This is a genomic window from Nonomuraea sp. NPDC052116, from assembly GCF_040680035.1.
GTDB classification, from domain to species: domain Bacteria; phylum Actinomycetota; class Actinomycetes; order Streptosporangiales; family Streptosporangiaceae; genus Nonomuraea; species Nonomuraea angiospora_A.
Window position 1 is genome coordinate 87,496 of sequence record NZ_JBFAWA010000016.1, and the last position, 25,137, is coordinate 112,632.

Annotated in this window: 25 protein-coding genes; 12 read left to right on the plus strand and 13 right to left on the minus strand. The window is 72.3% G+C overall.

Annotated features, from left to right (window positions below):
• Window positions 1-11: 11 nt before the first annotated feature.
• The 3 genes from mmuM to AB0L65_RS28990 all read right to left on the minus strand — a co-directional run bounded on the left by mmuM (window position 12) and on the right by AB0L65_RS28990 (window position 2,520).
• Window positions 12-878, minus strand: a complete 867-nt coding sequence (gene mmuM, locus AB0L65_RS28980; RefSeq protein WP_350728992.1) for a homocysteine S-methyltransferase — start codon at window positions 876-878, stop codon at window positions 12-14.
• Between the two features lie 39 nt (window positions 879-917).
• A complete protein-coding gene (gene otsB, locus AB0L65_RS28985; protein WP_364251266.1) occupies window positions 918-1,757 on the minus strand; it encodes a trehalose-phosphatase in 840 nt (279 codons plus the stop codon).
• An 88-nt stretch (window positions 1,758-1,845) separates the two neighbouring features.
• Entirely contained in the window at window positions 1,846-2,520 is a 675-nt protein-coding gene (locus tag AB0L65_RS28990) for a Crp/Fnr family transcriptional regulator (RefSeq protein WP_364251269.1), read from the minus strand.
• A gap of 71 nt (window positions 2,521-2,591) precedes the next feature.
• On the opposite strand from AB0L65_RS28990, the gene AB0L65_RS28995 reads away from it, so the two are divergent.
• A complete protein-coding gene (locus AB0L65_RS28995; RefSeq protein ID WP_364251272.1) occupies window positions 2,592-2,855 on the plus strand; it encodes a YciI family protein in 264 nt (87 codons plus the stop codon).
• A 40-nt stretch (window positions 2,856-2,895) separates the two neighbouring features.
• Here AB0L65_RS28995 and AB0L65_RS29000 read toward each other — a convergent pair whose 3' ends face one another.
• Together AB0L65_RS29000 and AB0L65_RS29005 are read right to left on the minus strand one after the other, a co-directional pair.
• Window positions 2,896-5,256 carry a VIT domain-containing protein gene (locus AB0L65_RS29000; protein ID WP_364251275.1) on the minus strand — a complete coding sequence of 787 codons (2,361 nt, stop codon included), beginning with the start codon at window positions 5,254-5,256 and terminating at the stop codon, window positions 2,896-2,898.
• Window positions 5,253-6,155 (minus strand): MerR family transcriptional regulator, encoded by a 903-nt coding sequence (locus AB0L65_RS29005; RefSeq protein ID WP_364251278.1) that lies wholly within the window; start codon window positions 6,153-6,155, stop codon window positions 5,253-5,255. Before AB0L65_RS29005 ends, AB0L65_RS29000 begins: the two co-directional genes overlap by 4 nt.
• A gap of 108 nt (window positions 6,156-6,263) precedes the next feature.
• On the opposite strand from AB0L65_RS29005, the gene AB0L65_RS29010 reads away from it, so the two are divergent.
• Together AB0L65_RS29010 and AB0L65_RS29015 are read left to right on the plus strand one after the other, a co-directional pair.
• A complete protein-coding gene (locus AB0L65_RS29010; protein WP_350728998.1) occupies window positions 6,264-6,731 on the plus strand; it encodes a DNA starvation/stationary phase protection protein in 468 nt (155 codons plus the stop codon).
• A 259-nt stretch (window positions 6,732-6,990) separates the two neighbouring features.
• Window positions 6,991-8,013: an alkaline phosphatase PhoX gene (locus AB0L65_RS29015; protein ID WP_364251281.1), complete on the plus strand. Its 1,023-nt coding sequence runs from the start codon at window positions 6,991-6,993 to the stop codon at window positions 8,011-8,013.
• Between the two features lie 55 nt (window positions 8,014-8,068).
• Here AB0L65_RS29015 and AB0L65_RS29020 read toward each other — a convergent pair whose 3' ends face one another.
• Window positions 8,069-8,662 (minus strand): TetR/AcrR family transcriptional regulator, encoded by a 594-nt coding sequence (locus AB0L65_RS29020; protein ID WP_364251284.1) that lies wholly within the window; start codon window positions 8,660-8,662, stop codon window positions 8,069-8,071.
• A 97-nt stretch (window positions 8,663-8,759) separates the two neighbouring features.
• Here AB0L65_RS29020 and AB0L65_RS29025 point away from each other — a divergent pair, with 97 nt between their 5' ends.
• Window positions 8,760-10,943 carry an MMPL family transporter gene (locus AB0L65_RS29025; RefSeq protein ID WP_364251287.1) on the plus strand — a complete coding sequence of 728 codons (2,184 nt, stop codon included), beginning with the start codon at window positions 8,760-8,762 and terminating at the stop codon, window positions 10,941-10,943.
• Here the strand turns inward: AB0L65_RS29025 and AB0L65_RS29030 are convergent.
• Window positions 10,912-11,760: a helix-turn-helix domain-containing GNAT family N-acetyltransferase gene (locus AB0L65_RS29030; RefSeq protein ID WP_364251290.1), complete on the minus strand. Its 849-nt coding sequence runs from the start codon at window positions 11,758-11,760 to the stop codon at window positions 10,912-10,914. The genes AB0L65_RS29025 and AB0L65_RS29030 overlap by 32 nt on opposite strands.
• A gap of 94 nt (window positions 11,761-11,854) precedes the next feature.
• Between AB0L65_RS29030 and AB0L65_RS29035 the strand changes: the two genes are divergently transcribed.
• On the plus strand, window positions 11,855-12,757 hold the full coding sequence (locus AB0L65_RS29035) for a beta-propeller fold lactonase family protein (RefSeq protein WP_364251293.1): 903 nt from the start codon (window positions 11,855-11,857) through the stop codon (window positions 12,755-12,757).
• Between the two features lie 52 nt (window positions 12,758-12,809).
• Complete coding sequence (locus tag AB0L65_RS29040; protein WP_364251295.1) at window positions 12,810-14,171, plus strand: N,N-dimethylformamidase beta subunit family domain-containing protein; 1,362 nt, start codon at window positions 12,810-12,812, stop codon at window positions 14,169-14,171.
• 26 nt (window positions 14,172-14,197) lie between these two features.
• On the opposite strand, the gene AB0L65_RS29045 is transcribed toward AB0L65_RS29040, so the two are convergent.
• Complete coding sequence (locus AB0L65_RS29045; protein WP_364251298.1) at window positions 14,198-14,923, minus strand: Clp protease N-terminal domain-containing protein; 726 nt, start codon at window positions 14,921-14,923, stop codon at window positions 14,198-14,200.
• Between the two features lie 171 nt (window positions 14,924-15,094).
• Between AB0L65_RS29045 and AB0L65_RS29050 the strand changes: the two genes are divergently transcribed.
• Window positions 15,095-15,343, plus strand: coding sequence for a hypothetical protein (locus tag AB0L65_RS29050; RefSeq protein ID WP_364251301.1), 249 nt, complete (start codon window positions 15,095-15,097; stop codon window positions 15,341-15,343).
• A 42-nt stretch (window positions 15,344-15,385) separates the two neighbouring features.
• Window positions 15,386-15,973 carry a DJ-1/PfpI family protein gene (locus AB0L65_RS29055; RefSeq protein ID WP_364251304.1) on the plus strand — a complete coding sequence of 196 codons (588 nt, stop codon included), beginning with the start codon at window positions 15,386-15,388 and terminating at the stop codon, window positions 15,971-15,973.
• 17 nt (window positions 15,974-15,990) lie between these two features.
• Here the strand turns inward: AB0L65_RS29055 and AB0L65_RS29060 are convergent, their stop codons facing one another.
• A complete protein-coding gene (locus tag AB0L65_RS29060) occupies window positions 15,991-17,448 on the minus strand; it encodes a glycerol kinase (protein ID WP_364251307.1) in 1,458 nt (485 codons plus the stop codon).
• 111 nt (window positions 17,449-17,559) lie between these two features.
• Between AB0L65_RS29060 and AB0L65_RS29065 the strand changes: the two genes are divergently transcribed.
• On the plus strand, window positions 17,560-18,585 hold the full coding sequence (locus AB0L65_RS29065; RefSeq protein ID WP_363963555.1) for a 6-phosphofructokinase: 1,026 nt from the start codon (window positions 17,560-17,562) through the stop codon (window positions 18,583-18,585).
• A 142-nt stretch (window positions 18,586-18,727) separates the two neighbouring features.
• Here AB0L65_RS29065 and AB0L65_RS29070 read toward each other — a convergent pair whose 3' ends face one another.
• Together AB0L65_RS29070 and AB0L65_RS29075 are read right to left on the minus strand one after the other, a co-directional pair.
• A complete protein-coding gene (locus tag AB0L65_RS29070) occupies window positions 18,728-19,501 on the minus strand; it encodes an MHYT domain-containing protein (protein ID WP_364251310.1) in 774 nt (257 codons plus the stop codon).
• 106 nt (window positions 19,502-19,607) lie between these two features.
• Window positions 19,608-20,474: an MHYT domain-containing protein gene (locus tag AB0L65_RS29075; protein WP_364251313.1), complete on the minus strand. Its 867-nt coding sequence runs from the start codon at window positions 20,472-20,474 to the stop codon at window positions 19,608-19,610.
• A 111-nt stretch (window positions 20,475-20,585) separates the two neighbouring features.
• On the opposite strand from AB0L65_RS29075, the gene AB0L65_RS29080 reads away from it, so the two are divergent.
• The 3 genes from AB0L65_RS29080 to thiI all read left to right on the plus strand — a co-directional run bounded on the left by AB0L65_RS29080 (window position 20,586) and on the right by thiI (window position 23,645).
• Window positions 20,586-21,731 (plus strand): DUF5931 domain-containing protein, encoded by a 1,146-nt coding sequence (locus tag AB0L65_RS29080; protein ID WP_364251316.1) that lies wholly within the window; start codon window positions 20,586-20,588, stop codon window positions 21,729-21,731.
• A 9-nt stretch (window positions 21,732-21,740) separates the two neighbouring features.
• The gene (locus AB0L65_RS29085; protein ID WP_319710515.1) at window positions 21,741-22,382 is read left to right on the plus strand and encodes a response regulator transcription factor; all 642 of its coding nucleotides are present in this window, start codon (window positions 21,741-21,743) and stop codon (window positions 22,380-22,382) included.
• A 63-nt stretch (window positions 22,383-22,445) separates the two neighbouring features.
• Window positions 22,446-23,645 carry a tRNA uracil 4-sulfurtransferase ThiI gene (gene thiI, locus AB0L65_RS29090; protein ID WP_364251319.1) on the plus strand — a complete coding sequence of 400 codons (1,200 nt, stop codon included), beginning with the start codon at window positions 22,446-22,448 and terminating at the stop codon, window positions 23,643-23,645.
• 5 nt (window positions 23,646-23,650) lie between these two features.
• Here the strand turns inward: thiI and AB0L65_RS29095 are convergent, their stop codons facing one another.
• Entirely contained in the window at window positions 23,651-23,938 is a 288-nt protein-coding gene (locus AB0L65_RS29095) for a YiaA/YiaB family inner membrane protein (RefSeq protein ID WP_364251322.1), read from the minus strand.
• 155 nt (window positions 23,939-24,093) lie between these two features.
• Complete coding sequence (gene aroF, locus AB0L65_RS29100; RefSeq protein ID WP_364251325.1) at window positions 24,094-25,125, minus strand: 3-deoxy-7-phosphoheptulonate synthase; 1,032 nt, start codon at window positions 25,123-25,125, stop codon at window positions 24,094-24,096.
• Window positions 25,126-25,137 lie beyond the last annotated feature (12 nt).

Below are 25,137 nucleotides of genomic sequence, written 5' to 3' on the forward strand. Positions count from 1 at the left end.
CCCGCCGCGTCTCAGGAGAGGTGGGCGCGGATCTGCGCGATGTGCTCGGGCGTCGTACGGCAGCACCCGCCGATCAGCGACGCGCCCGCCAGCTGCCACTCCTTGGCCGCCTGCCCGAACTCCACGGGGTCGGCCAGCCCCAGCCACCGGCGGTGCCCGGCGTCCCACGTCTCGCCCGAGTTGGGGTAGACCACCACGGGCAGCCCGCCCGCCAGGCACGAGATCAGCCCGGGGATGTGGCGCGGCGCGGTGCAGTTGGCCCCGACGGCCACCACCTGCGGGTTTCCGCCGAACAGCGCGGCCGCCTCGGTGATCGGCGTGCCGTCGTTGAGCCGCTCGCCGTCGCGGCAGGAGAAGCTCACCCACGCCTTCACCTCCGGCGTGCGGGCCAGCAGCCTGGCCAGCACCCGCGCCTCGGGATAGGACGGGATCGTCTCGCAGGCCAGCAGGTCGGCCCCGGCCGAGGCGAGGATCTCCCAGCGCGGCAGGTGCCAGTCGAACAGGCCGTCCTCGTCGAGGTCGTAGTCGCCGGTGTATTCGGCGCCGTTGGCCAGGAAGGCGCCGTACGGGCCGACCGAGGCCGCCACCAGCCCGTGCCCGGCCTCGTCGCGGGCCTGCGCGGCCAGCTCGACCGACAGCCTGATCAGCCGCTCGGCCGCCGCCACGTCCAGGCCGCGCCGGACGAACCCGGCGATCGTGGCCTGGTAGCTGGCGGTCGTGGCCACGTCGGCGCCCGCCGCGAAGTAGTCGGCGTGGGCGCGCCGGATCACCTCGGGCCGCTCCAGCAGCAGCCGCGCCGACCAGAGCTCGTCGCCGAGGTCGGCGCCGAGCCGTTCGAGCTGGGTGGACAGGCCGCCGTCCAGGACAAGTGCAGTCACCCCACCAGGGTACGAGCACGTGGGCGGGACCGTGGCCGCCTACCGGTGGCGTGAGCCCGCGCCCACCACCGGAGGGCGGCCGGGGAAGGCGCTGATCACGTGGTCGAGCAGGGCCGGCGTGTCTTCGGGGGAATCCACCGTGAAGTCCGCCACGCGGGCCAGCTCGTCGCCCGTCTCGGTGTTCGCCACCGCGACCCGGACGCCCATGAAGGCCGGGTCGCGCTCCTCCCTGCCGCGCAACGCGTCGAAGGCCCGGCCGTCGGACAGGTCGTCGCCGAAGTACCAGGCGCGGGTCAGCGTCTCGATCTCGCGGGCGACGACCGTGCCCTTGTCACGTTCGACGGGCGGCCTGAGCTCGACGACCATGCGTCCGTGCTGCTCCCGCAGCCCCAGCTCGGCCGCCTTGCGGGACGACCACCGCTCGACCGCGCCGCGCAGCGCCGGGGCCGAGCGGTAGTGCAGCGCCACGATCAGCGCCTTGTCCTCGATCAGGATCTCGCGCGGCAGGTCGCGGGCGGCCTCCTCGGCCACCCGCCGCATCACCGGGGCCCACGGCTCGGCCTCGGCGTCCGTGCGCACGCGGCCGTCCTCGACGGTCTGCATGCCGTACAGGCCGAACAGGCGCAGCTGGGGAGCGTCCGAGAAGCGGTCCCGCAGGTACGCGGCCGGGCGGGAGGACACGATCGCGACCTTGCTCACGAGCCTGGCCAGCACCTGCAGCCGTTCCAGCGCACCGGCCACGGGGAACACCGCGCCGGGGTCGCGCATGATCGGGGCGATGGTGCCGTCGTAGTCGAAGAAGAAGCCGGATCCGGCGCTCTCCGAGACGGTGGCGGACACTGCTTCGGCGAAGCGGAGCGGGGCGCGAGAGGTCGCCATGCTCAGTGACGATAGAACAGCGCGACCGGGTCGGACAGACGCCTTCCCGTGAATTTCCCGGCCCTTGCCCGCCACCCGCCGTTCATGATCACGACGCCTGGTCCGGGGCCGGGAGGGCCGCCAGGCGGGACAGCGCGCGCGGATCCAGCACGACCACCTCGCCGGCCCGGATCTCGATCATCCCCCGCCGCTCGAACCCGCGCAGGGCCCGGTTGACGCTCACCCTGGTCGCGCCGATCTCGGCCCCCAGGCCCGCCTGGCCCGCGTGGAGCGGCACCCGGCCGGTGGCGCAGCGCCGTACCAGCCAGGTGGCCACGCGGGAGGGTACGTCGCGCACCGCCGCGTCGGTGAGCCGCTCGTCGAGGTCCCGTACGGTGGCCGCCAGCGTGCGCAGCAGCCGCGCCGCGACGGACGGTTCGGCGGCGAGGAGCTCCAGCACCGCCGAGCGCGGCAGGTAGGCCACCTCCACCGCCGTCATGGCCGTCCGGGTCGCGCGGTGCGGGCCGTCCACGAGGAGCGCCGTCTTGTCGAACGCGACGGGCGCCTCCTCCACGGCCAGCACCACCTCCTTGCCCTCGGCGCTCACCCGCCCGGCCTTGACCCGCCCGTCGAGCAGCACGATCAGGTGCTCCGCCGGGTCGCCCTCGGTGCACAGCACCTGCCCGGCCGGGTAGGACCGCCGCCGCGACAGCGCCGCGAGCCCGCCCAGCCGCCCCTCGTCGAGCCCGCCGAACATCGGCAGGTCGGCCAGCCTGTACGTCATGTATCCCGATATACACCAGCCCGGTGCCCGGCGATGCTGAGCTCCGGCGTCGGAGCCCCTAGCGTGCGGGCATGGCGAGATACGTACTCCACCTGGCCTTCGACGACGACCCCCGCCGCCTCGCGGCGCGCCCCGCGCACCGGGAACACCTGCGGCGGCTCAAGGACCAGGGGCGGCTGGTGACCGCCGGGCCCTGGGCGGACGACTCGGGGGCGCTGCACGTGTACGAGGTGGCGGACGAGGCCGAGCTGCGCGACATCCTCCGGGAGGATCCGTACACGGCGGTGAACGGCTACGAGATCGTCCTCATGAAGCGGTGGACCCCGATCCTGTGACCCCGTTCTCCGGGGGCCCGGCCGGGCCCCCGGAGCAGGCTTACGAGCGCTTCCAGAAGGGTCCGCGGCGAGGGCCGCCGGAGGAGCCGCCCATGAGGGTGGTGAGGATCTCCACCGCCCGGTCGTGCAGGGCCTGGGCGTCGGCGCCCGGCTGCTCGGCGGCCTCCAGCTCGCGGGCCAGCGTCTCCAGCTCCGCGTTGCCCCCGAGGTACGCCGCCAGCGCCGCCAGCCGCGAGCCCAGGTCCGCCAGGTAGAGCAGGTCGGCCATGGGCAGCGCCTTCAGCCGGTCGAGCTCGGCCACCAGCTGCGGCCGGACCGAGTCCAGCGGGTGACCGGGACGCGGCGCGGACTTCGGCGCCCTGCCACTACGGGGGCCACCACGGGGGCCACTACGGGGCCCGCCCGGTGCGAAGGGGGCCGGCCTCGGAGGCCCGGCGAACCCTCCTCCGCCCCCCGCCGGCCCACCGGTCAGGAAGTCCGGTGACGCGTCGGCGGAACCGAGACCGGGGTCCGGCATCCGCATCCGCGGGGCGGCCGGCGGGGCGGCCATCACCGCCGCCTGCGCCATGAAGCCCATCATCGGCGGGTTCTGCGGCAGCTCCCACCCGCTCGGCGGCTCGACCGGCTGGATGACCCGGTGCTCCGGCCCTCCGTCGGCGACCTGCCTGGTGTCGACCGCCACGTACGCGGTGAAGCGGCACAGCACGCCGTACTCCAGCGACGTCCGCACGATCCGTTGCTCCAGGTCGTGCTCGCCCATGGCGTAGCGGTCCTCCAGCTCCCGCAGGTGCGCGCGGGCCCACACGGCCTGGATGGCCGGATTGTCCACCGTCACGCCCGTGACCTGCTCCTCCCACGGCCCTCCGGCCGCCAGGCCGCGCACGGTCAGCGAGGAGCCCTCGCGGTGGCGTCCGTACACGCGCAGCGGCACGCCCGGGAAGATCGACCCGAGATGGGTGACGGTGTCCGGCTCGAGCTCGAGCCCCTTGAGGGAGAGGTCGGTCACCAGGGGAGCGCCGATCCTGCGGTGGATCTGCTCCATGGCCGCGTCCAGCCGGTCCTCCGACTCGACCAGCTCGCACCGGCCCGCCCCGAGCCCGGCCAGGCGGCCGAGGAAGCCGGCGTTCACGGCGCGGTCGATGCCGACCGTGTGCACGCGCATCGCGGACAGGGCGCCGCCCGCCTGCTCCAGGATCTGGTCCTCGTTGCCCACCTGGCCGTCGGTGACCAGGACCACGACCCGTTCGCGTTCGTCGCGGCCGTCCAGCAGGGCGACGGCCCGGCGCAGCGGCTCCAGCAGTTCGGTGCCGCCGCGGGCGTCCACCCGCGCGAGGTGCTCGACGGCGCGGTAGCGGTTGCGGTCGGAGGCCTCCACCAGGCCCTCGAACGCCTCCTCCACCACCGAGTCGAACGTCAGCACCGCGAACCTGTCCTGGGCCGTCAGCGTGTCGACGATGCGGGCGGCGGCCCGCCTGGCGGCGACCATCTTCCAGCCGCCCATGCTGCCCGAACGGTCGAGCACCAGCACCAGGTCGCGCGGCGGGCGCGTGGACTGGAGCGGCGGAGGCACGACAGTGAGCGCGAAGGTGCCCCCTTGATCGGACCCGCTGTCGAGCTGCAGGGACGTGGACGCGTCGAACGACAGCCGCAGGATGAAGTCGCGGTCGAGCCGCTCGCCGGGGCGCAGGCGGACCGTGTGGCCCTCCTCCTCCACCACGTGCAGGCTGGAGGCCAGCTCGCGCAGCTCCAGCCCGGCCGCGTCCACGGTCGCGCTCAGCGACAGGCGGACCGGGTCGGGGAAGCCGGGCAGCAGGACGGGCGGGCTGATCCTGGACGCGTCCGGCACCGCGTCGGTGTCGGGCGCGACGCCGTCGCCCGCGGATGGGCCGTCGACGGGGTTGCCCGGGATGTAGCGCGGGGCCACGACCAGCGGGAAGCGGAACGTGGCCGCCCCGTCCTCGTACGGCAGGGGCTGGCTCATGGTCAGCCGGACCGAGACGCGCTCGCCGGGCAGGATGTTGCCGACCCGGATCGTGAACACGTCGGGCCGGTCCTCCTCGGCGATCGCCGCCCGCCTGCCCTCCCGCAACGCCTGGTCGTAGTCGGCCCTGGCCTGGGCGCGCTCCTTCAGCACACCCTCGATGACCCGGTCGTCGGCCTCCATCCGGAACCCGGTGACGGCCGCCCGGTCGGGCAGCGGGAAGACGTACGTGGCCTCCAGGGTGACGTCGAACGGATTCCTGAACCCCTGCGTCACCTCGACCCCGGCGATGAGGCCGGAGATATCGGCGTTCACGTCCACGCTCTCGAGCGGCAGGTTGCCGCGCTCGGTCCGCAGCGCACCGAACCCGGCGTCCGGCACCGGCAGGCACCGTGCGGGCTCCAGCGAAGTGATCTTCATATCAGCTCCCTTTCTTCGAGCACCGCGAGCAACGGCCTCGCTGCCGCCAGCACCGCCTGAACGTCCTCCTCGGACGGGACCCGGCCGGCGTCCAGCACCAGCCGCACCCTGTCCCCCAACCTGACCCCCACGACAACCGCCCCACCCGGCCGGTTCTCGGGCATGCCGTCCGGTGTACCGGGCGCGCTCGGGCTGCTGCGGGGCCCGGTCGGCTGACGGGCCGCCTCTGGAGCCCGCACGCTGCCCTTCCCCGGCCGCTCGGCCCAGAACCGCCCCCGCACCGACTCCCGATCGCGGCCCTGCCGATCACGCGCGGCTTCGGCCGTGCCGGGCGCCGCGTCACCCCGGGCCCGCACATCGTCACCGGCTCGCACATCGTCACCGGCCCCCGTCGCTCCGGGCTCGGCCGCTTCCTGCTCGGTCGCGCCGCGCTCAGGCACCCCGCGCTCGGCCGCGCCACTGCCCGGGCGGGCGTCGGCTGCCGGGTGCGCGCCGTCGGGTGCCTCGCTCGAGCCAGGGCCCACCCGGTCGCGCATGGCACCGGTCACGGGGGGAGCGTCCGCACCCGCGGCGGTCTCCAGCATGCGGTCCGTGGCGCCCGCCAGGGCCGCCTGGATCTGGGCGATCGAGTGCCCGGCGGCCTGCAGCCGTTTCACGGCCACGAGTTGCAGCAGGTGCCGCCGCCCGTACTGGGCGATGCGGCCGCGCCTGGTCAGCGGCGGGTCCACCAGTCCGATCGTCGTATACCACCTGATCAGCCGCTCGCCGGGCACATCGCGGACCCGGCCGTTGCCGGCGGATGTGCCGTCCGAGCTGGCGCGCAGCGCCAGTGCCGCGCGCTCGGCCAGCTCGCCGATGGTCCAACCGACGGGCCCGGTGGAGGCGGAGGCGTCGCTCATACCTCCACAATGACACTGTCATTGTTACACTGTCAACGACGCGGAAGAATGACCGCCGCCCTGTCGTTCTAAATAGGGAAAACTCCTATCGATGGGGAGGAACAGGACATGGCCATGATCACCGGCCCACTCTCGGGAGAGGCCAAGGACACCGTCGCGCGGGCCCTGCAGGGCGCCCTGGTCGATCTCATCGACCTCTCGCTGGTCGCCAAGCAGTCGCACTGGAACCTCATCGGCCCTCACTTCCGCCCGATCCACCTCCAGCTCGACGAGCTCACCGACCTCGCCAGGTCCCACATGGACACCATCGCCGAACGCGCCGTCGCCGTCGGGATCAACCCGGACGGGCGTTCCACCACGGTCGCCAGGTCCACGAAGCTCCAGCAGCCGGAGTCCGGCTGGATCGAGGACGGCAAGGTCGTGGCGACGATCACCGACCTGCTGGACGGTGTCAGCAAGCGGATGCACGAGCGCGTCCGGGCCACCGACGAGCCCGACCCGGTCACCCAGGATCTGCTCATCGCGGTGGCGCAGGACATCGACAAGCAGCACTGGATGTTCCAGGCCCAGGCCTGACCTGCCGGAAAGCCCGGGAGCCCGAACGGGAGCCCGGGCTTTGGCATGCCCGCCGACATGCCCGCCGGTGGGGCCGCCGACAGGCCCGCCGACAGGGCCGCCGACGGGGCCGCGACCCCTGGCCGGCGGCCCGCCGACGCGTGTTGGCCGGATGATCGCGCAGTGGGAGTTCGGGGTTTGCGCAGAGTTTGATGTCGCGAGTCCCTGCCATTCATGTCGGTGCGGTCGACTAGCGTGGCACCTAGAGGGAGGCCCCACGATGTCCCACAAGACTCTCCTCCGCACGGGCCCGCTCTTGCGGGGCGGCATCAGCCCGTACGGACCGCTCGGCCTGCCGGGCGCCGACGGCCTCGCGCTGCCCTCAGGCTTCACCGGCAGGGTGGTGGCCCGCTCGGGCCACAAGGTCGCCGGGCTGACCTGGCACGCGGCCCCCGACGGCGGCGCCTGCTTCCCCGACGGCGCCGGCTGGATCTACGTGTCTAACTCCGAGCTGCCCCTGCTCGGCGGCGCGTCGGCGCTGCGCTTCCGCGCCGACGGCACCGTCGGCGACGCCTACCGCATCCTGTCGGGCACCGACCTCAACTGCGCGGGCGGCGCCACACCGTGGCACACCTGGCTGTCGTGCGAGCTGGGCCACCGCGGCCGCGTCTTCGAGTGCGACCCGTACGGCGCCCGCGCCGCCCGCCCCCGCCTGGCCATGGGCCGCTTCAAGCACGAGGCCGCGGCCTGCGACCCCGAGCGGCGCGTCGTCTACATGACCGAGGACGAGCCCGACGGCTGCTTCTACCGGTTCCGGCCGAGCGACTGGGGCGACCTGACGGAGGGCACGCTGGAGGTGCTGTGCTCCTCGGGCCACTGGCAGGTCGTGCCCTCGCCGGCGGCGCTGCGCACCGAGGCCCGCCACCAGGTCGAGGGCGCCCGCCACTTCGACGGCGGCGACGGCTGCCACTACGCGGGCGGGGTGTGCTACTTCACGACCAAGGGCGACACGGGCCTGTGGGCCTACGACGCCCAGACCTCCGCGCTCGAGCGGCTGTGCGAGGGCGTGCGCGCCATCACCGCCGCCCCCTCCGGCGACCTGTACGTGGCCAGGGAGACGACGGAGGTCGACGTCATCACCCCCGACCGCGCGGTCACGCCGTTCCTCAGGCTGGAGGGGCACGCCGGGGCGGAGCTGACCGGGCTGGCGTTCTCGCCGGAGGGCGATCGGCTCTACTTCTCGGCCCGGCGCGGCCGCACCGAGGGCCACACCTTCGAGGTGTCGGGCCCCTTCCGCGGCTGAGCGCGAGGCCCGCGCTCAGCTCGGATGGCGCACCCGGGCGGGCTTCGGTCCGCCCTCAGCCCAGATAGCGCACCAGAGCCAGCTTCAGCTCCGCCACCAGCTCCGCGCCGCGCTCCGGCGTGGCGGTGGTGACCAGCGGCATCACCGCCTTCACCATGGCCACCGCCATCGTCCCCATGAGCGCGGCGCGCTCCTCCGCCAGGCCGGGGGAGCGGCGGCGGAGCATGGCCGCGACCTGCCGGGCGATGTCGTCGTGCAGCCGCTGCGAGGCCGAGGCCAGCTGGTCGCCCGTCGCCGACCCGTACAGGAGCGACCAGTACGCCGGTGACGCGCTCTTGAACCTGACGCTCTCGTCCACGACCTGCCCCACCAGCGCCTCCAGCGGCACCTCCGGGGTGACGGCGGCCAGCCGGGCGGCCCAGAACTCCTGCCGGTCGTCGGTGTAGCGGGCCACGAGTCCGTCGAGGATCTCCTCCTTGTTGCGGAAGAACTGGTAGAGCGACCCGGGCGACATCCCCGCCCGCGTGGCGACGTGGTTCGTCGTCATGTCCGGGTATCCGACCTCGGCTATCACCGACTCGGCGGCGTCGAGGATCTCCGCCATGCGCTTCAGGCCGCGCGCCTGCCGGCGGACCGTGCGTTCAGGCATGGGTCTCCTCGTTGACAAATGCGAGCATTCACTTGTATTTCTGGTTGGGAGAGCAAACACGAGTAGTTTACCGAGTTTTAGGGCGGGGGCACCTCACATGGCGCTGAACACGCGGCCACGGCCGGTCCACGCGAAGACGGCCGGGCCGCCGCTGCGCAGGCTGGGCTTCCTTCTCGTCCGGCGCCGCCGGGCCGTGCTCGCCCTGGCCCTGATCGTGCTCGCCGTCGCCGCGGCGCTGGCGGCCGGGGCGGTGCCGCGGTTGTCGCTGGCCAGGTTCGAGGCGCCGGGGTCGGAGTCGGACCGGGCGCAGGCCGAGCTGGTACGGCGGTTCGGGACGGGCAGCCCCGACATGATCTTCCTGGTGACCGCGAAGGCCGGCACCGTGGACGACCCCGCGGTCGAGGCCGAGGGCAGGGCGCTGACCGCGCGGATCGGCGGGCGGGAGGGGGTCGCCGAGTCCGCCTCGTATTGGACCCGCGGCAGGCCCGCCACCATGCGCAGCCAGGACGGGAGGCACGCGCTGATCGTGGTGCGCATCCCGGGGGACGCCGACCACGTGCGCGGGCGGGTGCTGCCCGGGCTCGTGCCCGAGATCACCGAGGGCACCGGCCTGCTCCAGGTGCGGGCCGGGGGAGGGGAGGAGGTCTTCAGGGAGGCCGTGCCGCTGTCGAGGCAGGACTTCGTACGGGCCGAGCTGGTCATCTTCCCGCTGGCGTTCGCGCTGCTCTGGCTCTACCAGCGGCGCGCCATGGCGGCCCTGGCGCCGATCCTGGCCGGGATGTTCGCGATGGTGATCGGGCTGGCGCTGCTGCGCGTGTCCCTGGCCTTCACTGGCATCTCCACGTTCGCCCTGAACCTGACCCTCGCGATGGGGCTCGGGCTCGGCATCGACTACTGCCTGTTCGTCATCCAGCGCTTCCGCGAGGAGACGCGGCGCGGCGCGGACCGGGCGAGCGCGGTGGCCGGGGCCGTGGAGCACGCGGGGCGGACGGTGCTGTTCAGCGGGCTCACCGTGGCCTCGTCCCTGGCCGTGCTGTTCGCGCTGCCGTTCGACTTCCTGAGATCCTTCGCGTACGCAGGCATCGCCGTCGTCGCCGGCGGCCTCTTCGCGGCGGTGATCGTGCTGCCCGCCGTGTTGGCCTCGATCGGGGCCACGATGCTCCCCAAGCGGGTCAGGCCGGAGCGGGACGCGGGGTTCTGGCACGCGCTGGCCGTCCGGGTGATGCGGCGGCCGCTGGTGTTCGGCGGGCTGGCCACGGCGGTGCTGCTGCTGCTCGCCTCGCCGTTCCTGGGGCTGCGGTTCGGCGTGGCCGACGACCGCATCCTGCCCCCGGAGGCGTCGTCCCGGCAGACGCAGGAGATCATCCGCCAGACTTTCCCGGCGGAGGAGACCGACGCCATCCAGATAATCGCCAAAAATCAGACGTCAGGCGATATTTCGCAGTATGCGGGGGCGTTGTCCCGGCTCCCCGGGGTCGCCCAGGTCGACTCCGCCGCCGGCTCGTTCGCGGACGGCGACCGGGTGGGCGACGGCGACCCCGAGAGGTTCCGGCGCGGGCCGGTCGGGGACACCTGGCTGTCCGTGGTCCCGTCCGCCGAGGCGCTGGCCGACGACCCGGTGCGGCTGGTCCAGTCCGTACGCGCCGTCGAGCCGCCCTTCGAGATCCTGGTCGGCGGCTACCCGGCCGAGCTGGCCGACTACCGCGCCTCCATCGTCGACCGGCTCCCCCTGGTGCTGACCCTCATGCTCGGCGTCACGTTCCTGGTCCTCTTCGGGATGACCAGGAGCCTGATCATCCCGCTCAAGGCGTCCCTGCTGAACCTGCTCAGCATGGGCGTCATGTTCGGCGCCGTCGTCTGGGTCTTCCAGGACGGCAACCTCGCCGGCCTCCTCGGCTTCACCCCGACGGGCACGCTCGACCCCAGCATCCCGATCCTGATGCTCTGCGTCGCGTACGGCCTGTCGATGGACTACGAGGTCTTCCTGCTCTCCCGCGTCAAGGAGGAGTACGACCGGACCGGCGACACCGAGGAGGCCGTGGCCACCGGCCTGCAGCGGGGCGCGCCGCTGATCACGGCCGCCGGCGGGATCCTGGCGCTCACGTTCGCCGCCTACGCCACGGCGCAGGTGATGTTCGTGCAGATGCTGGGCGTCGGCATGGCGGTGGCCGTGCTGGTCGACGCGACCGTGATCAGGGCGGTGCTGGTGCCGAGCCTGATGCGCCTGGCGGGCCCGCTCAACTGGTGGCCTAGAGGTCGCGTGACCACATCTGCTCGGTGACCTCGACCCCGTTCTCCACGCCCCTCTCCTCCGAGTCCAGCGCGAACCCGGTCCCCTCGTAGATCCGCCGTGCGCTCACCAGGCAGTCGCGGGTCCACAGCGTGATCCGCTTGTACCCCTCGGCCCGCGCGTGCCGCAGGCACTCCTCCACGAGCCGCCGCCCGAGCCCCAGCCCTCTGGCGGACGGCTCCACCAGCAGCATCCGCAGCTTGGCCGTCGTCTCGTCCTGCCGCACGCAGAACACGCAGCCGGCCCGCTCCCCGCCCACCTCGGCGATCCACCCGGCGTCCCGGGAGAAGTCCAGATCGCCGACGATCCTGGCGACGAGCTGCTCGAACTCCGTGCCCCAGCCGTACTCGCGGCTGTAGAGGTCGCCGTGCCGGTAGACGACCCAGCCCAGGTCGCCGGCGCGCGGGGGCCTGATCACGTACGGCTGCCCGGCGCCCCCGTCACCCAGCAGCTCCCTGATCGTGGCCATGCCGGCCACCAGCCGCCCCTGGCTCTCGTCCGGCAGCCCGGACAGCAGCCGCTCGATCTCCTCGGCCGAGCGCCTGTCGAGGTCCGCGAACGTCTGCGTGCCCGCGGAGGTGAGCCGTACGAGCTGCTTGCGGGCGTCCGACGAGGACCGCTCGCGCGAGATCTGCCCGTCGGTCTCGAAGCGCGCCAGGATGCGGCTGAGGTAGCCCGCGTCCAGGTCGAGCAGGGAGCGCAGCGCCCCGGTCTCCATCGGCGCGGCGTGCGCCAGCTCGAACAGCGCCCTCACCTCGGTCAGCGAGTACGGCGAGTCGAGCATGCCCGCCTGCAGCACGCCGATCACTTTCGTATAGAACCGGTTGAAGGCCCTGACCTCAGAGACCCTTGCCTCTGTCAACGAACTCATTGCTACAGTCAACCATGAGAGGATCCCTGTTGTGAAGCGCGTCTACATAGGCGGATACGGCCCCGGCATCGTCACGGTCGGCGGCGGGCTCACCAGAGTGGCCTCGCCGTCGTTCCTGGCCGCCCATCCCACCCTGCCGGTGCTGTACGCGGCGGGCGAGCTCGAACGCGGCCGGCTCACCGCGTTCCAGGTGGGCGAGACCCTCGACGTGCTGGACGAGCGGCCGAGCGAAGGCTCCCTGCCCTGCCACGTCGCCGTGGACCCGACCGGCAGCGTGCTCGCGGCGGCCAACTACGGCGACGGCGTCGCCGTCGTCTATCGCCTCGACGATCGCGGCGCGTTCGAGGGCGAGCCGATCGTGCTGCGCCACCAGGGCTCGGGCCCGGACCCGGAGCGCCAGGAGGGCTCCCACGCCCACGAGGCCGTCTTCCACGACGGGATCCTGCACGTCTCCGACCTCGGCACCGACGAGATCCGCCGCTACCGCTACGACGGCACCGCGCTGGAGCCGATCAGGCTCGAGCCCGGCACGGGCCCGCGCCACTTCGCCTTCTCCGGATCGCGCCTCTACGTGGCGGGCGAGCTGGCCGGCACCGTCACCCTCATCGAGGACGGGCGCCACACGGTCGTCCCCGCCTCGCGCGCGGAGGGCAAGAACGCCCCGTCCCACCTCCAGCTCGCCGGCGACCTCGTGTACGTCGCCAACCGCGGGCCCGACACCGTCACGGTGCTGCGCGCCGCCGACCTGTCGCACGTGGCGGAGGTGTCGGCGGGTGGCGACTGGCCCAGGCACTTCGCCATCGACGGGACCACCATGTACGTGGCCGGCCAGCACTCGGACGCCGTCACCGTCTTCCGGCTCGAGGACGGCGTGCCCGAGCCCTCGGAGGAGTCGTACGAGGTCGAAAGCCCGGCCTGCGTGCTGATCATGTAAGGAGTTCGCCAAGTCACGGCTCATCGGGTCGTTCGGTCATGACCATGGACGGGTGCGAAAGATCCTCGTCATGCTGTCGTCGCTGGTCGTCGTCGCCGGGTGCGGCGGCTCGCCCCCGGCTCCCGCCCCAGTCCCGGTCCAGGGCCCGGTTCAGCACCCGGACCAGGCCGGGCCGCCTCCGCCCGCGGCGGAGGTGCAGGAGTCGTGGCACATCACGCGGCGCGGCGCGGAGCACGAGATCGAGGGCTACGCCGACCGGGTGAGCGTCCTGCCGGGCGAGCGCTTCGGGCTGCGGGTCTCGACGACCGCTCCGCGCTTCTCGGCGCGCGCCTTCCGCATGGGCGCGAACCCGGTCAAGGTGTGGGAGTCGCCCGCCGTCCAGGGCGTACGGCAGGCGCCGATGCGGCTCGTGGGCGGCACGGTGAGCGCGGCCCACTGGCGGCCCTCGCTCACCGTGGACACCGCGGGCTGGCCCGAGGGCGCGTACCTGATCAGGCTCGACGCCTCGACCGGCGCCCAGCGGTACGTCCCGATCACCGTGCGTTCGGCCTCCACCGCCGGCCGGGTGGTGATGGTGAACGCGGTCACCACCTGGCAGGCGTACAACCGGTGGGGCGGCCACAGCCTCTACACGGGTCCGCGCGGGTATGCCGACCGCTCCCGCGCCGTGACCTTCGACCGCCCGTACGACGACGACGGCGCCCGGCTCTTCCTGGACTTCGAGAAGGAGGCGCTGGCCGTGGCCGAGCAGAGCCGCGTGCCGCTGGCGTACCTGACGAACCTGGACCTCAAGCCCGGCGTGCTCGACGGCGCCCGCGCGGTGGTGTCGCTGGGACACGACGAGTACTGGTCGCCCGGCATGCGCACGGTCGTCACCACGGCCAGGGACGCCGGCACGAACCTGGCCTTCCTCGGCGCCAACGCCGTCTACTGGCGGATCGCGATGCACGACCGGACGCTCGCCTGCGACAAGGAGCGGCTCTGCCGGCTGTGGCGGGACTCCAAGCCGGAGAGCACGCTGGTGGGGCAGATGTACGACTGCTTCCCGGCGGAGGGCGCCTACCGGGTGACGCGGCCGCACCACTGGATCTTCGCCGGAACCAAGGGGAGGCGCTTCCCGGGGATGGTCGGCGTCGAGTCCGACAAGGTGTCGCGCGGGTCGCCGGGGAACGTCCAGGTCCTGGCGGAGTCGCCGTACTCGTGCGGCGGCGGGCGGGCGACCCACTCCGACAGCACGTACTACGTGGCGCCGAGCGGGGCGGGGGTGTTCGCGTCGGGGACGATGCGCTGGGTGTGCGCGATGCGGGGGGAGCGGTGCGGCCACGGCGTCTCCGACCGCGCGGCGGCCTTCACCCGCCGCGCGACCACCAACCTCCTGACCCGCTTCGCCCAGGGCCCGGCCGGCGCTCCCTGACGCGCCCCCGGGACACCAGGGGCCGATCAGGCCAGGGTGTCCCGCAGGATCTCGCCGAGCGTCCGGACGATCTCACGCTCGGCGGGCTCCTTGGTCACGCCCAGCTCGGCCAGCGCCCGGGCCACCGGCTCGTCGTCCAGCGACAGCACGCCCAGCAGCAGGTGCTCGGTCCCGACGAACGGGTGGCCCAGCCGCAGCGCCTCGCGCAACGTCAGCTCCAGCGCCTTCTTGCTCTGCGCCGCGAACGGCACGGCCTCGGTCGTGGGCTCCCCGCCCGGCCCGAGCGCCGCCCTGGTGGCCTCCCCGACCGCCTCCGGCGAGGCCCCGAGCGTCACCATGGCCTTGGCCGCCAGCCCGTCCGGCTCGCTCAGCAGCCCCAGCACCAGGTGCCCCACCTCGATGTGGCCGTGCCCCGCGTCCTGGGCCTCCTTCTGCGCCCGCACGACGACCCGGCGGGCCCGATCGGTGTAGCGGGCGTAGGCCCGTAGCTCCCCGGCCAGGGAGCCGCCGTCCTTGGGCACGAACCGCTTCTGCACGGCCTGCTTGCTGACCCCCATGCTGCGCCCGATGTCGGTCCAGGACGCCCCGGACCGCCTGGCCTGGTCCACGAAGTGCCCGATCAGGTGGTCGGCCACCTCGCCGATGTGCTCACCCAGCGACACGGCGTCGGCCAGCTCTTCCAGCGGGTCGCCGTCCGGGTGGCGGCCCTTGATCGCGCTGATGAGGTCGTCGAGACGAACGATTCTCTCCATGCGTCAACCATAGGTTGACGATCCAGGTTCGTCAACCTTGGGTTGACGATGAGGCGTGGTGGGGACGCACCCGATCAGGCCATCCTGAACCTGTGATGGACAGTGACGGCACCGCGACGGCACCGCGACGGAGACACCCGCCCGGCGGCTCGTGGCCCGGGCCGACAAGGTGTGGGGCGACGACGGCGTGGACGCGGCCGGCATCGGGACGCCCTCGACACGCTGGACATCTCGAACGACGCCGTGCGCTTCCGGGTGCGGACCAGGCTGGACGAGTACATCAGGAAGTGGAGCTCGGCCCACGTCAGGTTCGACGCGTCCGGCAGGTGGGGCCGCAGGTTCCGGATCGCGGCCGGGCCGGCGGGGCGGGCCGGGGCGCGAGCACGGCGACGTGACGCGTGGCGGATTACTTACGCATGATGGCAACTCGCCGGGACGGCGGTGCCGCGAGATCCTGGTTGCGTGCGAATCGAGATCGTGGTCTTCGACGGCTTCGACGAACTGGACGTGTTCGGGCCGTTCGAGGTGTTGTCCATAGCCGGGCTCACCGTCGAGCTGGTCGCCGCCGAGCGGCCCGGCACCGTGACCAGCATGCGCTCCGTCAGGGTCGAGGTGCCCACCGTCCTGGGGCGGGCCGACGGGGTGATCGTGCCGGGCGGCGGATGGCTGAACCGGGCCCCGGCAGGCGCCTGGGCCGAGGCGCAGCGCGGCGTGCTCCCGTCCCGGCTCGCGGAGGTGGCGCCCTCGACCCGCTGGATGGCCTCGGTGTGCACCGGTGGGCTGCTGCTCGCCGCCGCCGGGCTGCTGGCCGACCGGCAGGCGACCACCAACCACGACGCGTACGAGGAACTGCGGTCCTACGGCGTGGACGTCGTCGAGGAACGCGTCGTTGACGCCGGCGACCGCATCACCGCCGGAGCGCTGAGCGCCGGGCTGGACCTGGGCCTGTGGATCACCGAACGAGAGCTGGGCACCGCGGCCGCCGACCGCGTCGCCGCCTCCATCGGGTACGCGCGGACGGCCCGGGTCTTCCACGCACGAGGGCGGTGACGAACCGCGGGCCCGTCCTATCGCCGGGAGGCCAGCTCGACGGCGGCCCGCCAGCGTTCGTAGGCGGCGTCGTCCCGCGGGCCGGGCTCGAAGCGGCGTTCGAGCTGCCACGTATGGCGCAGCTCGGCCCGCGAGGCCCACACGCCCGCTCCCAGCCCGGCCAGGAAGGCGGCGCCGAGGGCCGTGGTCTCCTGGATCGCCGGGCGCTCCACCGCCGCCCCGAGCTGGTCGGCCTGGAGCTGCATGAGCAGGTCGTTCGAGGCGGCCCCGCCGTCGGCCTTGAGCACCGGTACGGCGCCCCCGGTCATCACCTCCACCACGTCCCGCACCTCGAACGCGATCGCCTCCAGCGTGGCCCTGACCAGGTGCGCCCGCGTCGTGCCCCGCGTGATGCCGGTGATCAGCCCGCGCGCGCCGGGGTCCCAGTGCGGCGCCCCGAGCCCCGTCAGGGCCGGTACGAACACCACGCCCCCGCTGTCGGGCACCGTGCGCGCCACGGCCTCGGACTCCGGCGCCGTGCCGATCAGCCCCAGCCCGTCGCGCAGCCACTGCACGGCGGCCCCGGTCACGAAGATCGACCCCTCCAGCGCGAACGTGCGCTCGCCCGACGGCGTCTGCCAGGCCACCGTGGTCAGCAGCCCCTTGTCGGAGCGGACGATCTCCCCGCCGAGGTTGGCCAGCACGAACGAACCCGTGCCGTAGGTGCACTTGACGTCCCCCACGTCGAAGCACGTCTGCCCGAACAGCGCCGCCTGCTGGTCGCCGGCCACCCCGCTGATCGGCAGCTCCAGCCCGAGGAAGGCGGACGGCTCCGTGAGCCCCAGCGGCCCGTAGTTGGGCACGATCTCGGGCAGGGCCTCCATGGGCACCCCGAACAGCTCGCACAGCTCCGGCTCCCAGTCGCCGGAGGCGAGGCCGTACAGGAGGGTGCGCGAGGCGTTGGACGGGTCGGTCACGTGCCGCGCGCCCGCCGTGAGCCTGGCGATGAGGTAGGAGTCCACCGTCCCGATGGCGATGTTCCCGGACCGGACGCCCGCCCACGTGGTCTCGTCGTGCTCGGCGAGCCAGGTCAGCTTCGTCGCGGTGAAGTACGGGTCGAGCCGCAGCCCGGTCAGCTCCGACACGCGCGGCTCGTGGCCCGCCTCGCGCAGCCGGTCGCAGATCCCGGCCGTGCGCCGGTCCTGCCACACGATGGCCCGGCACGGCGCGGCCAGCGTGTGCCGGTCCCAGAGCACGGCGGTCTCGCGCTGGTTGGTGATCCCGACGCAGGACGGGGAGCCGGAGGCCCCGCTCAGCGCGGTGCCGCACGCGGAGAGCGTGGCTTGCCAGATTTCTTCGGGATTGTGCTCCACCCATCCGGGGGAAGGAAAGTGCTGTGCGAACTCCTCGTAGCCCTTGGATTCGATTTGTCCGTTTTCAGTGACTACGAGAGCGGTCACGCCTGTCGTCCCGGCGTCAATGGCCAACACACTCACGAAATACCCCCGCAATCTGGGCAGCCTGGCGTTTGGTCTAGACCACTGCCCGCGACGACGGGCAGAATGCGAGTCTGACATCAAGGTGACCCCCATCGGGAGGAACCCGCCATGCGTATTGGAGTGCTGACCGGGGGCGGCGACTGCCCCGGCCTCAACGCCGTGATCAGGGCCGTGGTGCGTAAGGGGGTGAGCGTCTACGGTCACGAGTTCGTAGGATTCCGTGACGGCTGGCGCGGCCCGCTTGAAGGCGACACGATGCCGCTCGACATCCAGGCCGTGCGGGGCATCCTGCCGCGCGGCGGAACGATACTGGGTTCTTCCCGCACGAACCCCATCAAAATTGAGGGCGGGGTCGACCGGATCAAGGAGAACCTCGCCACCACCGGCGTCGACGCCTTGATCGCCATCGGCGGCGAAGACACGCTGGGCGTCGCCAAGCAGCTGTACGACCGCCACGTCAACGTGGTGGGCGTGCCCAAGACCATCGACAACGACCTGTCGGGCACCGACTACACCTTCGGCTTCGACACCGCCGTCAACATCGCGACCGAGGCCATCGACCGCCTCCACACCACCGCCGAGTCCCACCACCGGGCGCTCATCTGCGAGGTCATGGGCCGCCACGCGGGCTGGATCGCGCTGCACGCCGGCATGGCGGGCGGCGCGAACGTCATCCTCATCCCGGAGCGGCCGTTCGACATCGACCGGGTCTGCGAATACGTCGAGTCCCGCTTCCGCACCCGCTACTCGCCGATCATCGTGGTCGCCGAGGGCGCCCACCCGATCGAGGGCCAGATGGAGCTGCAGACGGGCGAGCTCGACGCGTTCGGGCACGTACGGCTGGGCGGCATCGGCGAGATGCTGGCCAAGGAGATCGAGAAGCGCACCGGCAAGGAGGCCCGCACCACGGTGCTCGGCCACATCCAGCGCGGCGGCACCCCGACGGCCTACGACCGGGTGCTGGCCACCAGGTTCGGGCTGCAGGCCATCGACGCCGCCCACGAGGGCGACTACGGCAAGATGGTCGCCCTGCGCGGCACCGAGATCGTCCGCGTCGGGCTCGACGAGGCCACGGCCGAGCTGAAGACCGTGCCCGCCTCGCGCTACTCCGAGGCGGAGGTGTTCTTCGGCTGAGTGAAAGCCGCTTGCAAGCGCGCGGCCGTACCTTCTGAACCAGCGGGGGCGATCACCGACGACAACCCCGCCTCAGGGTACGGCTTGCGCCGCGGCGAGTCGGCGGCCCACCACGCGTCGCAAGCCGTACCTGGGAGATAGCTCAACCGCGGGGCGTGCCGAAGAGATCCACTTCCGGCGCGCCCTCGTCGTTTCCACGCAGCCGCGCCCGGTATTCCGCCTCGCTGCGCAGCTCCTTCTCCGAGGGGGAGAGGATGACGGCGAGCAGCAGCCCGACGGTGATCACACTGATGCCGACGATCAGTGGCAGCAGCAGGTCGACGGCCTTGACGCCGGGCACGGGCACCATGTCGGGGTGCACGGCCACCGACATCGAGTACATCCCCGTGTAGTGCATGCCGGAGACCGCCACCCCCATGACCAGCGCCGCACCGCCGATCTTGAGGGCGCCGCTGACCCGCACCGTGAACCAGAGCGCCGCCGTCGCCGCCGCCACCGCGATCAGCACGGACACGGAGACGATCACCGGGTCGAAGGAGACGAGGGCCGACATGTTCATCGCGTACATGCCGAGGTAGTGCATGCCGGCTACGCCGAGACCGGTCAGGACGCCGCCGCCGAGCAGGTAGGCCGGCCGCTCGCCGCCGTAGGAGACCAGGAACAGGCCCATCCCCACGACGACGACCGCGATGATCGCGGACAGGGCGGTGAGCGGCACGTCGTAGCGGATCACCGAGCCGGTCACGGAGAAGCCGAGCATGGCCAGGAAGTGCATCGTCCAGATGCCTGTGCCGCCGATCGCGAAAGCGGCCCCCACCAGCCATAAATGACGCTCGCGCCCGCCGGCGAGGCGGGCTCTCGAGGTCAGCAGCAGGCCCAGCATGGAGCCCACGCTGGACATGACGTACGCGAGCACGGGCGTGGACAGCCCAAAGGAAAATGATCGATCGGCGACACGACCCCCACCCCAAACCCCTACGCACCGATAAGGGAGTATGAACAGGGAGTCGCCGACCGCGCAACTATCTTCTGCGGCCCTGCATGGCCTGGCGGCGCTGCGCCGGCATCGGCATCGGCGGCGCGGGGTAGGTGAGCTGCTCCTGCTGGGTGGTACGCCGGCGCAGCTCCAGCTTGGCGACCAGCTCGGCGTCCTCGTGCAGCTCCTCCTCCGAGGGCGAGAGGATCACCATGAGGAGCATGGTCAGCGTGATCAGGCTGATCACGGTCATGAGGGGCACGAGGAAGTCAAGCGCGTCGGCGCCGGCGACCACGCCGGGCTCGGCGTCGACCGTGACGTGCATCGCGTAGATGCCGGTGTAGTGCATGCCCGAGACCGCCACGCCCATGACCAGGGCGGCGAGGGTGATCCAGATGGGCTTCTTGACGCGCAGCGTGAACCAGAGCGCCACCGTCGCGGCCACGACGGCGATGGCCACGGAGGCGGCCACGGTGAGGCGGTCATAGGAGACGTGGGCGGACATGTTCATCGCGTACATGCCCAGGTAGTGCATGGAGGCCACGCCCAGGCCGGTGAGCAGGCCCCCGCCGAGGAGCGCCAGGACCCGGCCGCCACCGTACGAGACCAGCAGCAGGCCGGTGCCCACCACGACGATGGCCACGACCGCGGAGGCGACGGTGAGCCACACGTCGTACTTGATCTGGGTGCCCTCCACCTCGAAGCCCATCATGGCGATGAAGTGCATGACCCAAATGCCGGTGCCGCCGATCGAGACGGCCGCGCCCAGCAGCCAGCGCACCCGGGAACCGCCGCGGGAGGCGTGCGCCTGGGCGGTGAGCCGTAGTCCGAGCATGGACCCGATGCAGGACATCACGTAGGCGAGCAGGGGGGTCAGCAGGCCGTAGGTGAAATGATTCACAGCGGAGGTCATCAATCGGTCCTTGGTAATTAGGGGTTCCCGGATTGTGCCATCCGGGATGTCCCATTCGCATGGATATCACCACTATCTGTCAACCCCTCAGTCGGAACATGAGAAGGACTCATGGCTATCGAAGGCCCGTTCTGGCGAGCGATCGCGGTCTACCGGGTGGCGTCGCTGGTGTACGCGGCCGCGCTGATGGCCCAGCACCGCGGCTACGAGCAGCCCGTGCTCGGCTGGCTGGTGATCGGGGTGATGGCGCTGTGGACGGCGGTGGCGACGTTCGCCTATTCGGCCGGGTCGGTGCGCCGGTGGCCGCTGCTGACGATCGACCTGCTGGTCGCCGTGGCCTGCCTGCTGGTCTCTCCGTACATCGAGGGCGCCGGTCAGGGCGCGGAGGGCACCATGCCCGTGCCCGCGACGTGGATAGCCGCTCCCGTGCTGGCCTGGGCCGTGCACGGCGGCAGGCGCCTGGGCGCGGTGGCGGCGGCCGTCGTCGCGGCGGGCGACCTGTGGCTGCGCGTCCGCACCGGCCAGGCACCCATCCTGATCAACGGCGCGGTCCTGCTCTTCCTGGCGGGCGTCGTGGTCGGCCACGTGGCCCGGCTGGCCAGGCAGGCCGAGGAACGCATGCAGCGGGCCATCGAGATGGAGGCCGCCCAGCGCGAGCGCGACCGGCTGGCCCGTGACATCCACGACTCGGTCCTGCAGGTGCTGGCCCTGGTCCAGCGGCGCGGGCGGCAGATCGGCGGCGAGGCGGCGGAGCTGGGGCGGCTGGCCGGCGAGCAGGAGGCCGTGCTGCGCCGGCTCGTCGCCCCGATCTCCGCCCCCGTCCCCGTGGGCTCCGCCGACCTGCGTGCCCTCCTCCTGGCGCACGCCTCGCCCCAGGTGACGGTCTCGACGCCCGCCACGCCGATGATCCTGCCCGCGCCGGTGGCCGCGGAGACGGCCGCCGCCGTCCGGGCGGCGCTGGACAACGTACGGGACCACTGCGGGCCCGGCGCCCGCGCCTGGATCTTCGGCGAGTCGTCGGACGGCGCGATCACGGTGACGGTGCGGGACGAGGGCCCGGGCATCGCCGAGGGCCGCCTGGCGGAGGCCGCCGCGGCCGGTCGCCTGGGAGTCGCCCAGTCCATCCGCGGCCGGATCACCGACCTCGGCGGCACGGTCGCCTTCGCCGGCGGCGTGGGGGAGGGCACGGAGGTCGAGATCAGTGTGCCCGCCTCGGGGGCGCCGCGGCCGGAGGGCGGGGCCGGGACGCGCGGTTAGAGTTGCGGCATGGTGCGGGTGATGGTGGTGGACGACCATCCGATGTGGCGTGACGGCGTCGCCAGGGATCTCGCCGAGGCCGGATATGAGGTCGTCGCCACCGTGGGGGAGGGACGGCAGGCGGTACGGGCGGCCGGGGCGGCGCGGCCGGACGTCGTGGTGCTCGATCTGCGGTTACCGGATATGTCGGGCGCGGAGGTGGCCGCCAGGCTGGCCGCGGTGGAGCCGCCGCCGAGGGTGCTGGTGCTGTCGGCCAGCGCCGAGCAGGACGACGTGCTGGAGGCGGTCAAGGCCGGCGCGTCCGGATATCTGGTGAAATCGGCCAGCCGGGAGGAGTTCCTCGACGCGGTACGCCGCACCGCCGACGGCGACGCCGTCTTCACCCCGGGCCTGGCCGGGCTCGTGCTCGGCGAATACCGGCGGCTGGCCGCGCAGCCGGCGCCCGCCGAGGGGCCGCGGCTGACCGAACGCGAGACCGAGGTGCTGAGGCTGGTCGCCAAGGGCCTGTCCTACCGGCAGATCGCCGAGCGGCTCGTGCTCTCCCACCGCACGGTGCAGAACCACGTCCAGAACGCGCTGCGCAAGCTCCAGCTCCACAGCCGGGTCGAACTGGTCCGATATGCGATCGAGCACGGGCTGGACGCGGACTAAACTCGATGGCGCGCGGCGTTGCCTTCGACGCGTGCCCTTCCCCGTCTTCCCGGAGGTTCCACCATGACGATGTCTGCCCTGGGCGAGCCATGTGTTCTGCTCAAGCTGGGCGAGATCGTCCTGAAAGGCAAGAACCGCGAGCTGTTCGAACGCCGCCTGATCAGCAACATCCGTGAGGCGCTGCAGTCGCTCGACCTCAAGCTCGACGTGCGCAAGCGGCACGGCGTGATCGCGATCTTCCTGCCCGAGGGCGCCACGGTCGAGCAGGCGGAGGCGGTGGCCCAGCGGGTCGCCGACGTCCCCGGGCTGGTCTGGATCCACCGGGCCTGGCGGGTCGCCAAAGACCCCGACGCCGTGCTGAAGGCCGGCCTCGAGCTGGTCGGCGAGACCGAGGAGGCCAAGCGGGGCGCCCGCTTCGCCGTCCGCTCCCGCCGCCGCGACAAGCGCTTCCCGCTGCACTCCAACGAGCTCGACCGCCTCGTGGGCGGCGCGATCAACGACGAGTACGGCCTGCCGGTCGACCTGAAGAACCCCGAGCTGACGGTGTTCATCGAGGTCGACAGGGACGAGGTGTTCGTCTTCACCGGCGGCATCCCCGGCCAGGGCGGCCTGCCGGTCGGCAGCAGCGGCCGGGCCTTGGTGCTCATGTCGGGCGGCATCGACTCGCCGGTGGCGGCCTACCGGATGATGCGGCGCGGCCTGCACGTCGACTTCCTGCACTTCTCCGGCATCCCGTTCACCACCTCCGAGTCGATCTACAAGGCGTACGCGCTGGTCAAGAAGCTCGACCGGTTCCAGGGCAGGTCGCGGCTGTGGGTGGTGCCGTTCGGCAAGGCGCAGCAGTCGATCCGCACCTCCGGCCAGGACCGCCTGGCGGTGATCGCGCAGCGGCGGCTCATGCTCAAGACGGCCGAGGAGGTCGCCCACCGCATCCACGCCGCCGCGCTGGTCACCGGCGACGCGCTCGGCCAGGTCTCCTCCCAGACCCTGACCAACATCACCGCCCAGGACAACGCGGTGGAGCTGCCGATCCTGCGGCCGCTGGTGGGCTGGGACAAGACCGAGATCATGGCCGAGGCGCGGCGCATCGGCACGCTGGAGATCTCCGAGCTGCCCGACGAGGACTGCTGCTCGCTGCTGGCGCCCAAGCGGGCCGAGACCCGGGCCAAGATCGAGGACCTGAAGCAGATCGAGAAGCGGCTCGACGCCGAGGAGCTGTGCGTGCAGCTCGCCGACTCGATCCAGGAGTACACCCTCGACTAGCGCCCTCAGGTGCTGACCTTGAAGGGGTCGTGCTCGGTCAGCAGCTTGTCCAGCCGCGCCTGGTCGACGCGCTGGCTGACCTCCGACTGCTCCTGCCGGTCCCGTACGACCTTGCACAGCGTGATCGTCGAGGTGACGACGTACAGCAGGCCGAGCCCGAGGAACGCCCTGACCCACCCCTCGACGGGCAGGTAGAGCAGGGCGATCACCACGGAGGACAGCGAGACGGCGAACGACAGGAGCGTTTGGACGTAGTACGCGGTGGTCTGCGTGGGTTGGATGGGCTTTGTCATGCGGCAATCGTCGCGCCGCGCGACAGCCCGCCGCATGGGGTCACGTACTCAAGTTACTCCTGAGTACGGCCGGCCGCTCGGCTCGTGGCGGCGGCCGGCCGTACATCCGCGCGGGATCGCTCGTGGCAGCCGGAATACGGCATCGGATCAGCGGGTCAGACGGTGACCGCGACCGCGGCGGACCTGCCGAGCAGCGCCGGGAAGTCGTTCATGACCTGGGCCAGCTCGCCCAGGTCGGAGTCGACCAGGGCCTGCGGGCCGTCGCAGAGCGCCTGCTCCGGCTGCGGGTGCACGTCGATGATCACGCCGTCCGCGCCCACCGCGATGGCCGCGCGGGTCAGCGGCAGCACCAGGTCGCGCCGCCCGCCCGAGTGGGACGGGTCGATGATCACCGGCAGGTGCGACAGGCGCTGCGCCACCGGCACGGCCGAGACGTCGAGCGTGTTGCGGGTCGCCGTCTCGAACGTCCTGACGCCGCGCTCGCACAGGACGATGTCCAGGTTGCCGCGCTGGGCGATGTACTCGGCGGCCATGAGCCACTCCTCGATCGTGGCGGTCATGCCGCGCTTGAGCATCACCGGCTTACCGGCCGCCCCGACCGCCTGCAGCAGCGCGAAGTTCTGCATGTTGCGGGTGCCGACCTGCAGCATGTCGGCGTACGAGGCCACCAGTTCGACGTCCTGGGCGTTCACGACCTCGGTCACGATCGGCAGCCCGGTCTCCTCGCGCACGTCGGCCAGGATGCGCAGGCCCTGCTCACCCAGCCCCTGGAAGGCGTACGGCGACGTACGCGGCTTGAAGGCCCCGCCGCGCAGCAGCACCGCCCCGGCCGCCTGCGCCATCCTGGCCGCGTCCAGCGTCTGCTGGTGCGTCTCCACCGCGCACGGCCCCGCGATCAACGTCACGGTGTCGGGGCCGATCGGCACGCCGCCCACGTGGACCGTGGAGCGTTCCGGGTGGTTCTCCCTGCTGACCAGCTTGTACGGGGTGGACACGCGCATGACGTCGCGCACCCCGCCCATGCCCCGCAACGTGACCGGGTCGAGCTGGGTCACGTCGCCGACCAGCCCGACGATCGTCCGTTTCACACCCTTGCTGACGAAAGCCTCGACCCCGGCCGCCTGGACGACCGACACGATCGCCGAAAGATCATCCGCGGTGGCCTCGGGGCCCATCACGATCACCATCTGAGCTTCTCC

Coding starts and splice junctions, on each gene's coding strand:
- otsB (WP_364251266.1), bottom strand. CDS start 1,757: ATGGCGACCTCTCGCGCCCCGCTCCGCTTCGCCGAAGCAGTGTCCGCC.
- AB0L65_RS28990 (WP_364251269.1), bottom strand. CDS start 2,520: ATGACGTACAGGCTGGCCGACCTGCCGATGTTCGGCGGGCTCGACGAG.
- AB0L65_RS28995 (WP_364251272.1), top strand. CDS start 2,592: ATGGCGAGATACGTACTCCACCTGGCCTTCGACGACGACCCCCGCCGC.
- AB0L65_RS29000 (WP_364251275.1), bottom strand. CDS start 5,256: ATGAAGATCACTTCGCTGGAGCCCGCACGGTGCCTGCCGGTGCCGGAC.
- AB0L65_RS29005 (WP_364251278.1), bottom strand. CDS start 6,155: ATGAGCGACGCCTCCGCCTCCACCGGGCCCGTCGGTTGGACCATCGGC.
- AB0L65_RS29010 (WP_350728998.1), top strand. CDS start 6,264: ATGGCCATGATCACCGGCCCACTCTCGGGAGAGGCCAAGGACACCGTC.
- AB0L65_RS29015 (WP_364251281.1), top strand. CDS start 6,991: ATGTCCCACAAGACTCTCCTCCGCACGGGCCCGCTCTTGCGGGGCGGC.
- AB0L65_RS29020 (WP_364251284.1), bottom strand. CDS start 8,662: ATGCCTGAACGCACGGTCCGCCGGCAGGCGCGCGGCCTGAAGCGCATG.
- AB0L65_RS29025 (WP_364251287.1), top strand. CDS start 8,760: ATGGCGCTGAACACGCGGCCACGGCCGGTCCACGCGAAGACGGCCGGG.
- AB0L65_RS29045 (WP_364251298.1), bottom strand. CDS start 14,923: ATGGAGAGAATCGTTCGTCTCGACGACCTCATCAGCGCGATCAAGGGC.
- AB0L65_RS29065 (WP_363963555.1), top strand. CDS start 17,560: ATGCGTATTGGAGTGCTGACCGGGGGCGGCGACTGCCCCGGCCTCAAC.
- AB0L65_RS29075 (WP_364251313.1), bottom strand. CDS start 20,474: ATGACCTCCGCTGTGAATCATTTCACCTACGGCCTGCTGACCCCCCTG.
- AB0L65_RS29080 (WP_364251316.1), top strand. CDS start 20,586: ATGGCTATCGAAGGCCCGTTCTGGCGAGCGATCGCGGTCTACCGGGTG.
- AB0L65_RS29085 (WP_319710515.1), top strand. CDS start 21,741: ATGGTGCGGGTGATGGTGGTGGACGACCATCCGATGTGGCGTGACGGC.
- thiI (WP_364251319.1), top strand. CDS start 22,446: ATGACGATGTCTGCCCTGGGCGAGCCATGTGTTCTGCTCAAGCTGGGC.
- AB0L65_RS29095 (WP_364251322.1), bottom strand. CDS start 23,938: ATGACAAAGCCCATCCAACCCACGCAGACCACCGCGTACTACGTCCAA.
- aroF (WP_364251325.1), bottom strand. CDS start 25,125: ATGGTGATCGTGATGGGCCCCGAGGCCACCGCGGATGATCTTTCGGCG.